At 69.9% G+C, this 11260-nt stretch carries 6 protein-coding genes; 3 read left to right on the top strand and 3 right to left on the bottom strand.

What is annotated here, in order from left to right:
- The first annotated feature begins 117 nt into the window (after positions 1-117).
- From J4H92_RS13260 to J4H92_RS13270, 3 genes are all read left to right on the top strand, one after another.
- Positions 118-5643 carry a lamin tail domain-containing protein gene (locus J4H92_RS13260; RefSeq protein WP_208098667.1) on the top strand — a complete coding sequence of 1842 codons (5526 nt, stop codon included), beginning with the start codon at positions 118-120 and terminating at the stop codon, positions 5641-5643.
- A 118-nt stretch (positions 5644-5761) separates the two neighbouring features.
- Complete coding sequence (locus J4H92_RS13265; RefSeq protein WP_208098668.1) at positions 5762-6970, top strand: MFS transporter; 1209 nt, start codon at positions 5762-5764, stop codon at positions 6968-6970.
- Positions 6971-7172: 202 nt separating this feature from the next.
- Positions 7173-7604: a hypothetical protein gene (locus J4H92_RS13270; protein ID WP_208098669.1), complete on the top strand. Its 432-nt coding sequence runs from the start codon at positions 7173-7175 to the stop codon at positions 7602-7604.
- Between the two features lie 6 nt (positions 7605-7610).
- Here J4H92_RS13270 and J4H92_RS13275 read toward each other — a convergent pair whose 3' ends face one another.
- The 3 genes from J4H92_RS13275 to J4H92_RS13285 are packed head-to-tail and all read right to left on the bottom strand — an operon-like array spanning position 7611 to position 11214.
- Positions 7611-10022 carry an HAD-IC family P-type ATPase gene (locus J4H92_RS13275; protein ID WP_208098670.1) on the bottom strand — a complete coding sequence of 804 codons (2412 nt, stop codon included), beginning with the start codon at positions 10020-10022 and terminating at the stop codon, positions 7611-7613.
- Between the two features lie 24 nt (positions 10023-10046).
- Entirely contained in the window at positions 10047-10610 is a 564-nt protein-coding gene (gene def / locus J4H92_RS13280; RefSeq protein WP_208098671.1) for a peptide deformylase, read from the bottom strand.
- Positions 10611-10620: 10 nt separating this feature from the next.
- Positions 10621-11214 carry a TetR family transcriptional regulator gene (locus tag J4H92_RS13285; RefSeq protein WP_208098672.1) on the bottom strand — a complete coding sequence of 198 codons (594 nt, stop codon included), beginning with the start codon at positions 11212-11214 and terminating at the stop codon, positions 10621-10623.
- Positions 11215-11260: the final 46 nt, after the last annotated feature.

Consider the following 11260-nt stretch of genomic DNA (forward strand, 5'->3'; position numbering starts at 1 on the left):
GCCCCCCGGTACGCACCGGGACGCGTGCGCGCACGCCATCATCCGTTCACCTTCGAGTCGCCTGCGGTTCACCTGCGCGCAACCAGCCGGTTGATCGCGGTCCATACTTTTTGAGGCATGTCACTCGCCTCCGCGCTTCGCCCGTTTCGCACGTCCGTCGCCGCTCTCGTGGCCGGGAGCCTGGTGCTCTCCGGTCTCGTGGCCGGCGCCTCCCCCGCGCTGGCGGAGACCGAGCCGGCTCCGCCCCTCGTCATCACCGAGATCATGCCGGACAACGCCGGCACGCCGGGCGATCAGGACTACTACGAGTTCTTCGAGGTCACGAACACGACCGACGCCGACATCGACTTCGCGGACTACCAGCTGAGATACCACAACGCGGCGTGGCTCTCCGTGGTGGAGCCGGGGACGAGCACGGCACTGGACCAGGTCACGATCCCGGCGAACGGCACCGCGGTCTTCTGGCTGCGCTACGCGGTCGGCACCGGCGAGTCCGCCGTGACCCAGTGGCAGCTCTCCGAGCAGGACTTCCGAGGCCACTTCGGCGACGCGGAATCGAGCTACCCGCTCTTCCACGTCATCGGCCAGAGCGGCTTCTCCAACTCCGACACGCGCGCGCTCCGCATCTTCGACGGCACGAGAACGGACATCGTCTCCGAGTCCCACTACACCCGGCCCACGACCAACAAGGGCAAGTCCGATCACTTCACCCTGCCCGCCACCGGAGCGGTGCTCACGGATTCGGTCGCGGACGATCCCACCCCCGGCACGGTAGACCCGAGCCAGCTCGTCAGACCGACGACTCAGGAGCCCGAGCCCGAGAAGGTGCTCGGCAACTCCGGCAACGCGAGCGCGATCTCGCCGCTCGTCATCACCGAGATCAACGGCGACAACGTCGGCGCCGACAACTGGGAGTTCCTCGAGGTCACGAACACGACCGATAGCGCCATCGACCTCGATGCCGAGGGCATCTCGATCCGCTACCACACGAGCAAGTGGAACGCCGGCACGGTGCAGCCGCGCATCCACCTCGAGGGCGAGAACGACTCCCCCGCGGTCATCCCGGCGGGCGGCATCGCCGTGTTCTGGATGAACTACGGCGAAGGCGACGCCCGCCGCGGCCTGAGCAAGGCGGAGTTCCGCTCCTTCTACGGCATCGACGCCGATACGCTGGTCTACCGCTTCGGCAATCAGGCGGGTTTCGCGAACGGCGGCGACCGCGGCTTCAGCCTCACCGACGAGTCCGGCACGATCACCCGCGCCTGGGTTCCCGCGGACGACGGCAACAGCTCCACCCCCTGGAACGCGCAGTTCGGCGTGCCGGACCTGATCGGCAGCGCCGACGCCCGGCTGCTCGCCCACACCCACGGTTCCGAGGTCGCGCCGACGCCCGGCGGCATCGCGATCGAGCAGGTCACGAGCGCTCTCGACCGCCCGACGGATCCCGAGCTGGATGCACCGCTCCTGCAGATCACCGAGCTCGCGCCCGACACGGCGAACGTGAGCGGATCCGACGCCTACGAGTTCGTCGAGGTCTACAACGCATCGGATGCGCCGGTGAGCTGGGGCGACTACACGCTCAACTACCTCTACACCGACAACGACCTCACCTCCCCCGTCGCCACCTCCTCGACGCTGTGGCCGTCGGTCCCGGCCGATCCGGTGATCCAGCCCGGCAAGACCCTCGTGCTCTGGGTGAAGAATCCGACTGTCGTGTCCGCCGGCCTCACCGTCGCTGACTTCAACACCGCCTTCGGCACCGATCTCGCGCTCGGCACCGACATCGTCGAGATGTACAACGGCGGCATGGCCAACGGCGGTTCGCGCGGCATCCAGGTGCAGACGAACACGGGATACGACATCAGCCGCGCATACTACTTCGCGGACGATCAGACCACGCCGACCACCGCGATCCAGTACGCCTGGAACCCCGGCGCGGGCGGCCATCTGTGGAGCCCCACCCCCGCGGACGGCACCGTGCAGACGATGACGAAGCTCGCCCCGCCCACGCCCGGCGCCGTCTCGGACGATCAGGTCTCGCGCGGGCTGGTGCCCGCATTCCCCGCCGGCAGCGCGCCCGAGATCACCGATCTCACCGGCAGCACCGAGATTCCCGAGACCGAAGGGCTCGAACTCGGCTTCGACGTGACGGACGACCTGCTCGTGCGCTCGGTCCGCCTCGAGCTGACCGACAATCTCGGCGCCACCGAGACCCGCAGCCTCGTGCGCTCCGGAACCGATCGCTACACCTTCAGCGTCCCAGCCGTCGATCTGCTCGGCAAGCGCTGGATCGAGTACACGGTCACCGCGAGCGACGGAGCGCAGACGAGCACGCTCGGACCGGTGCGGGTCGACCTGATCGAGGGCGAGCCGGAACCCCTGCGCATCGGGCTCGCCGAGGGGCAGTTCGTCCGCGGCGACACCCGGGTCGCGGCGACGACCTCGGGAGACCCCTCCGACCTCTCGCTCGCCATCGACGGGCAGAGCGTCGCGGACCCGGTGCCGTCGCTCGAGGCGAGTCCCGTCTTCGCCTTCGAGGCGACCGCCACCGACGCCTTCTTCCGCAACGGCGTGAAGCTCGGCGACGACGTGCTCACGATCTTCGATGAGGGCTTCTACTCCCGGATCGAGACGGTGGACGCCGAAGTGCCGGTCGACCGGGTCGTTCGGGGCCAGGAGCTCACCCTCACCGTCGTAGCGGGGACCAAGGCCTGGCCCCAGGCGGATCCGAACGAGAACAACGACGACTTCTCCGCCATGAACTTCCGGCTCGCGCTGCCGGACGGTCGCGTGCTGCATCCGACGAGCTGCGCCACCACCAAGGAGGCCGGCGGCGCAGAGACGGCGCCCGCACCCTACACGTGCCCCGCGGACCCCACGACCAGGGTGGGCTTCAGCGACGCCGGGCTCGTCTCGCTGCTCCTGACCTTCACCGTGCCGGACGACGCCTTCGACTCCCTCGCGACCGTGTGGGACACCGCGGCGGTGGCGGACGGCGAGCACGCGGTGACCGCGACCGCCGGCTCCGAGACCGTCGCCCGCAGCGTCCGGGTGGACAACACCGCTCCGGCCCTCAGCAGCGGCATCGAGCAGGGCAAGACCTACCGCGGCGCCTTCGACATCACCGCCGAGGCGAGCGACGCCGGATCCGGGGTCGCCTCGGTCTCCGCGAGCCTGGATGGCGAGCCGCTGGCGCTTCCCCACAGCACCTCCTCGCTCCGGCTGACCCCCGGCGAGCATGAACTCGTGCTGACGGCGAAGGACGAGATCGGCAACGAGACGACCGAGACGATCGTCTTCAAGACCGCGGCCGAGCAGCCGAGCGCCGAACTCGTGAGCCCTGCGGACGGGGCGAGCGCCGCGGCCGATGCGGTCACGCTGCGCGCGAAGGTTGACTCGCCGGAGTCGGATCTCCTCGACGTCTCCTTCCGCGAGGGCCACACCTTCGTGCCGACCGACGCCGAGATCGAGGTATCCACCGGCACCGTGAACGACGCGAAGGACGCAGAGCGCGATGGGGCGACGGCCCTCAGCGCTGCGGAGCTCGAAGAGCTGGTGGGAACCGACGGCGTCGACGTCGAGGTCTCCTCCGACACCGAGCTGCCCTATCAGCTCTTCACCGTCGCGGTGCCCTCCGACGCCGGCGACGGCGCCCAGGTGCGGGTCGCGTGGGAGGGATCGGCGAACGCGGATGCGCGGATCGTGCTCTACGCCCGCAGCTCTGACGGATCGTGGAAGGAGGTGGATCGCCACCTCACCACCGGCGGGGCGGACACCGAATTCGGCCTGGAGGCGCTGCTCCCCGCCGAGGGATACGCGGTGAACGGCGAGCTGACCTTCCTCGTGCAGCACTCGAGCGGCTTCGCCGGCGAGAGCGCGACGACCCGCGGATCAAGCGTCACCCCCTACCACCCCGATGCCACTCCGCGCACCGACTACGACTTCACGATCGCCTGGGAATCGGATACGCAGTACTACAACCGGAACGAGGGCTTCCTGGCGGGCACGGGCGGCAGCGACAAGTTCTACCAGCACCAGCTCAACATCCACGATTTCCTGCGGACCGAGCGAGATGCGCTGAATCTCCAGTACCTGATGCACACCGGCGACATCGTCGACGGCTCGAAGCAGGACCATCAGTGGCAGAACGCCGACGCGGCCTATCGCATCCTGGACGACATCGGCCTGCCCTACGGCGTGCTCGCGGGCAACCACGACGTCGATGGCGCGGCGGCGGACTACACCGAGTACGGGCAGTACTTCGGCGAGGAGCGCTTCGCCGCGAATCCCTGGTACGGCGGCTCCTACAAGAACAATCGCGGGCACTACGATCTCATCTCCGCGAACGGTCTCGACCTGCTCGTGCTCTACATGGGCTGGCCGGACAACGTGTCGAAGACCGAGCTCAACACCGAGGACATCGAGTGGATGAACTCCGTGATCCGGCAGTATCCGGAGCGCAAGGTCTGGATCAACCTGCACGAGTACATGCTCACCACGGGCGGACTCGGGCCGTTCCCGCAGCGCGTCTTCGACGAGGTCGTGGCGACCAACCCGAACGTCTTCGCGGTCGGCTCCGGGCATTACCACGACGCCTACACCCGGACGGACGACTTCGACGACGACGGGGACGGCACCGCCGATCGGACCGTCTACTCGATGCTGTTCGACTACCAGGCACTCGCGGAGGGCGGCCAGGGGTTCCTGCGCCTGCTGCACTTCGACAACGAGGACGAGCGGATCCTGGTCCGCACCTACTCGCCGTCGCTCGGGGTGTTCAACTCCGACAACGCAGCCCTGAACGACCCTCCCGGGCACCAGGAGTTCGAGATCCCCTACGCCGAGGTCGGCCTCGATCCGAAGACCAAGACGCTCGCCGCCGACTCGTTCCGCGCCGATGTGCTCACCGCGAAGGAGATCGCCTCGCAGCAGAACGTGCCCAGCGGCACCACCGTCGAGGCGAAGTGGGCGGATCCGAAGCCCGGCGAGCGCGGATGGTACGTCGTCACCTCGGGTCCGCACGGCGGTGAGGACTACTCCGCAGTGCGCCTGCTGACGGTGACCGAGCCCGAACCGGAGACCCCGGCGAAGGCGAAGACGTCGCTGAGCGCGAAGAACGCCTCGGTCGCCTACGGCAAGTCCGTCAGGCTCACCGTCGGAGTGAAGGGCGCGACGAGCGGGAAGATCCAGCTGCGCAAGGGAACGAAGACGCTCGGAAGCGGAACCATCCGGGGAGGCAAGGCGGTCATCACGCTGCCGGCTAAGAAGCTCGCCGTCGGCAAGCACACGCTGACGGCGCGGTTCGGAGGATCCACGACCGCCGAGGCGTCTTCGACGACCCTCAGGCTGAGCGTCGCCAAGGCTCGTCCGCGGATCACGGTGAAGGCGCCCGCCTCGATCAAGGCCGGCAAGCGGGCCAAGATCAGGGTCACCGTGAAGGCGCCGAGCGGTGTGCCCCTCAGCGGGAAGGTGCGCGTCTCCGTCGGCGGCACCTCGAAGACCGTCACCCTCAAGAAGGGGAAGGCCGTCGTCACCTCGTCCAAGCTGAAGCGGGGCAAGCGCACGGTGAAGGCCGTGTACCAGGGCTCCAAGTTCCTCGGCACCGCGGCCACCTCCAAGCGCCTCGTCGTCAGGAAGCGGTAGCCGGCGTCCCATCGCGTGGTCGAGGGGCGGGGCGGTGACATCACTCACCGCCCCGCCCCTCGATCATGACGCGCACGGCCCCGGAACGGCCTCTCCGCGCCGACGGTAGACTCGACTGGTGCGCCCGAGCGAAGCCGATCCCCGCCCCGCGGCTCGGATCCCCTTCGAGGTCTGGGCGCTCGTCGCGGGCGGCTTCGCCGTCGCGCTCGGCTACGGCGTGGTCGCGCCGGCGATCCCCCAGTTCGCTCTGGAGTTCGGGGTCTCCAACTTCGCCGCCGCCGCGATCGTCAGCGCGTTCGCGCTCATGCGTCTCGTCTCGGCGCCGCTCGCCGGCATGCTGGTGCAACGGTTCGGTGAGCGCCGCACCCACATCACCGGTCTGCTGATCGTCGCCGTCTCCAGCGGCGCCTGCGTGTTCGCCGCGGACTACACGCAGCTGCTGCTGCTGCGCGCCGCGGGCGGCATCGGCAGCAGCATGTTCACGGTGGCGGCGTCGGCACTCCTCATCAAGGTGAGCCCGCTCGAGGCCCGGGGCCGTGTCGCCAGCCTCAACTCCGCCGGTTTCCTCAGCGGAACGCTGCTCGGCCCGGTGTTCGGGGCGATCATCGCCGGGCTGGGTCTGCGGGCCCCCTTCGCCTTCTACTTCGTCACCCTCGCAGCCGCCGCGGCGATCATCTGGCTGGCGCTGCGGCGCTCCGTGCTCGCCACCCGGGGTGAGCACGGAGCGCCGCGGGAGATCCTCGCGCTCGGCTCCGCGCTCCGCATGCCGCACTTCCGCGTGGCGCTCGTCTCGGCCTTCGTCTTCGGCTGGTCCTCGTTCGGCGTCCGGATCTCTGTGGTGCCCCTGTTCGTCGCCGTGGCCTTCGGCGACGACGACCCCACGACTGCCGCATGGGTCCTGGCGTCGTACGCCGCCGGGAACGCGATCCTCATCTTCCCCTCGGGCCGCTGGAACGACCGCTTCGGCCGCAAACCGCTCCTCGTCACCGGCATGGCCGTGCTCACGGCGACGTACCTCCTCTTCCCCGCATCGCCGACGCTCGCGATCGCCCTCGCGGTCATGTTCGTCGCGGGCGCCGGCTCGGCGCTGGTGAGTCCCGGCCAGCAGGCGGTGCTCGCGGACATCGTCGGCCGGCGCTCGGGCGGCAACGTGGTCGCCGCCTACTCGATGGCGAGCGATCTCGGAGGCGTGCTCGGCCCGCTCGTCGCGGGCGCGATCGTCGATGCGGCCGGGTTCGGCTGGGCCTTCGGCATCACCGCCGGGCTGCTCGCCATCGCGACGCTCGCCTGGTCGCTCGTCTCGGATTCCCGCCGCATCGCAGCATGACGCTCCGGCCGATCCCGATCCCGATCTCCGAGGACCATGCCGCGGGGTCCCCGCAGGCCGACGGGGACGGCTGGCAGCGCGGAGGAGCGGGAGCGATTCATGCCCTCAGGCTCCTCCGTCGCGCGTCCCGGCCGCCAGGGTCCGGTGTCGGAGACCGACCGGGACGCTGCGAAGGACGCGGCTCCGGCAGTAGTGTGGGGGCGTGACCGAAGCGAGATCCGCATCCCGTCGCCCGTGGACCGTCACGCTGGCGGTCGTCCTGATCACGGTGGACGGGCTGCTCGGCGCGCTCTTCGGGATCCTGGTCCTTCTCAGCCGGTACCGCGTCGACCGCGAGGAGATGCTCCTCGTATCGCTGGTGGGGGCGGGAGTCGTCCTCGGGAGCCTGCTGACCCTCGCCGTGGCCTCGGGCATCGCCCGCGGCAGTCGCCTCTCGCGCATCCTGGTCACGCTCTACGCCGTGATCGAGACGACGCTCTTCGTCGTCACCGTGATCGCTACCGACCCCTGGGATCTCTCCTCGATCCTGTTGTTCGCGCTGACGCTTCTCGTCGTCTCCGTGCTCTGGCTGCCTCCGGGATCGCGGCACTTCACCTCGCGTGAGGCGGCGCCGGATCCGCTCGCGCCCGCGTAGCCCGGCTCAGAGGTTCCGCAGCACGAAGCGGCGGTGGAACAGGCGCACCACCTCGATCGCGAGGATCGCGAGGATCGCGCAGCCCGTCAGCGCCCACGCCGCGGCCTCGCCCGGATCGACGAGCTGGAAGAACTCGCGAGCGAGCGGCAGCGTGAACAACCCGATGAGCGCGATGAACATGGCCCCGATCACGAGCACCTTGAACGCGTTCAGCGGCCGGGAGAGGATCGACAGTATCCAGATGCCGACCACGGCGAGGATGATGGTGGATCCGGTGCGCAGCTGATCCTCGGCGACGCCGAGCCGCTGCGCGATGAGCGAGTAGCCCGTCAGCGTCACGGCGACGACGATGCCCGTTGGGATCGCGAACGACAGCGACCTGCGGAGGAAGCCGGGGACGTACCGGCGGCGGTTCGCCATCAGCGCGAGGAAGAAGGCCGGGATGCCGATCGTGAGGCCGTCGGTGATCGACAGCTGCCGGGGCAGGAACGGGAACTCCATCACGAGCAGGCCGAACAGCAGGGCCAGGCCGGTGGCGTAGGCGGTCTTCGTGAGGAACAGCATGGAGACGCGCTCGATGTTGGCGATCACCTGCCGCCCCTCCGCCACCACATCGGGCAGGTGCGAGAAGCGCCCGTCCAGCAGCACCAGTCGCGCCACCGCCTTCGTGGCCGGCGAGCCGGAGTTCATGGCGATGCCGATGTCGGCCGTCTTGATCGCGAGCGCGTCGTTGACGCCGTCGCCGGTCATCGCGACGGTGTGCCCCCGGCTCTGCAGCGCCACGACCATCCGCTTCTTCTGCTCCGGCGTGACGCGGCCGAACACGTGGTGCTCCTCGAGCACCTCCGCGAGCGTCGCGTCGTCCTCGGGCAGGCGCCGGGCGTCGAAGCCCTCGGGGGCGTCGATCCCGAGCTCTCGGGCGATCGCGGCGACGGTGCGGGGGTTGTCCCCGGAGATGATGCGGATGCCGACGTCCTGCGCGCGGAAGTAGGAGAGGGTCTGCGCGGCGTCGGGACGCAGAAGCTCGCGGAAGGTCACCACCGCGATGGGCCGGATCCCCTCCGGCAGCGTCTCGGAGTCGATCTCGGCCCGGATCGGCGGCGCCTCGGCGTGCGCCAGGACGAGCGTCCGCAGACCTCGCGACGACAGCTCGGCCACGAGCGCGCCGAGGGGGTGGGACGGGTCGACGGCGTCGTCGCCGAAGATCATCTCGGGCGCTCCGAGGACCCAGGTCCCTCCGAGCTCTGCATCATCGTCGCCGAACGCGACCGCGCTCCACTTCCTGGCGGAGGAGAACGGTATGGTCGCCGCGGGCGACGGCGCGGCGGCTTCCGGGTAGGGGTCGCGCAGGCAGCGGGCGGTCGCGTTCGCGTCCGGCGCCGCGCCGTACCAGCCCAGCACCCGCTCCCAGCCCGACCCGGCGGCCTCGAGCGGGCGGGCGGCGTCGAAGGCGATCTCCCCGGCGGTGAGCGTGCCGGTCTTGTCGAGGCAGATCACGTCGACTCGGGCGAGCCCCTCGACCGCGGGGAGCTCGTTCACGAGCACCTGCTTCGACGCGAGCTTCACCGCGCCCACCGCGAACGCGATGGAGGTCATCAGCACGAGCCCGAGCGGGATCATCGCGGTGAGGGCGGCGATCGTATTGACGATCGCCTGCTGCCACGCGTCGGTCGCGAAGACCTCGCCCCATCCGCCCGCGACCATGATCTGCGCGTTGAGCACGAGGAAGCCGATGGGGCCGATCCCCCAGCTCACCCACTTCAGCACCCGGTCGATCGAGCCGCGCAGTTCGCTCGCCACGAGCGAGAAGCGCTTGGCCTCGGAGGCGAAGCTGTTGGCGTACGCATCGGCGCCGACGCGGTTGACGCGGGTGTCGCCCTGCCCCGCGACGACGATCGACCCCGAGAGCACCTCGTCGCCGGGATGCTTGTCGACCGCGTCGGACTCCCCGGTGAGCATCGACTCGTCCACCTGGAGCGCGCGCGCCGCGACAACGACGGCGTCCGCGGCGATCTGGTCGCCGGCCCGCAGCACCAGGAGATCGTCGATCACGATCTCCTGCGGCGGCAGCTCCCGCTCCGCCCCGTCGCGGCGCACCCGGGCACGCGGCGCTCCCAGCAGCGCGAGCCGGTCGAGTGCGGCCTTCGCGCGGAACTCCTGGACGCAGCCGATCACGGCGTTGCTCAGCGCCGCGATGCCGAAGAGCGCGTCCTGCCAGCGTCCGACCAGGAGCAGCACGAGGAAGCAGGTGCCGACGATGCCGTTGAAGAGCGTGAAGACGTTGGCGCGGACGATGCTCCAGATGCTCCGGCTGGTGTCGGGCTCGTAGGCGTTCGTGCGCCCCTCTCGCCGTCGCTGCTCGACGGCCTCGACGGTGAGTCCGCTCACCTCATCGGTCGTCGCCCCGGCCGCTGCCATGAAGCCAGCCTAGTGTCCCCGCGGCTATCCTTCGAGGTGGTCGATGCCGGGGGTCCAGCTGAGTCCGGGGACCCCCCAGCCGTTCTTGCGCTCCGCCTTCTGCGCGGCGCGATTCTCGGGGTGCACGAGGCGGTCGACGTAGAGCAGGCCGTCCAGGTGGTCGTACTCGTGCTGCATGATGCGGGCGAACCAGCCGCTGGTCTCGATCTCGAACGGCTCGCCGTCCAGATCGTGCGCCCGCAGCAGGGCCCGGGGAGATCGGCGCAGTGCGAACCGTTCGCCCGGGAACGAGAGGCAGCCCTCGACCTCGTCCTCCCCCGGAAGCCCCGGCTCCGGGGGAGCGATCCAGAGCTCGGGATTGATCGCCGCCCCCACCGCCGGAGCCTCATCCTGATCCTCGTACATCCACACGAAGACCCGCTTGCCGACGCCGACCTGGGGCGCGGCGAGTCCCACGCCGGGCGCCGCCTCGCAGGTCTCGAACATGTCGTCCACCAGCCCGCGCAGTTCGGAGTCGAAGCGGGTGACGGGCTCCGCGGGGCGGTGCAGCACCGGTTCGCCGCGGATGACGATGGGGAGAATGGCCATGGCCTCAATCCTAGAGCCCGGCCTCCGTCCGGAACGCGCGCTCGAGGTGGTCGCGCAGACGGCCGCGCTCCACACCCGCGTCGATCCACGAGCGCAGGGCCACGATCAGGAGCGCCGTGAGCTCGGCGGCACGGGCCTCCCCGCCGATCGCGGCCCGGCCGCCCTCGCCGCCCTCGCCGGCATCGCGGCGGCGGAGGTAGTCGGCGAAGAGCCGGTTGACGCCGAGCACGCGGCTCGCTCCGCTGGCGATGAGATCGTCGGCGGCCTCGATCAGCCGGTAGTGCTGCAGCGCCCAGGGGATCTCGGCGCTGCGCATGCCGCCCGCATGCTCGAGCAGCGCGTCGCGGAGCCCGAGCGGCTCTTCGCGGTCGAGTTCAGCGGCCAGGAACCCGCTCAGCGCGTCGATGAGCGCATCGGTCTCCACCCAGAAGAGCTCGGCCTTCGAGGAGAAGAAGTTGAAGAAGGTCGCTCGGCTGAACCCCGCGGTCCTGGCGATCTGCTCGACGCTCGTGCGGCGGTAGCCCCGCAGCTGGAACAGCTCGAATGCGGCCTCCTGCAGCAGTTCCTGCGAGGCCCTGCGGGGGCGTCCGGGCGAAGGCGACACGACGGCGGTCCTCTCGTATTTACTAGACTCCGTCTAATAATATAGG

It is taken from the genome of Leucobacter weissii, from assembly GCF_017565745.1.
In the GTDB taxonomy this organism is placed as follows: domain Bacteria; phylum Actinomycetota; class Actinomycetes; order Actinomycetales; family Microbacteriaceae; genus Leucobacter; species Leucobacter weissii.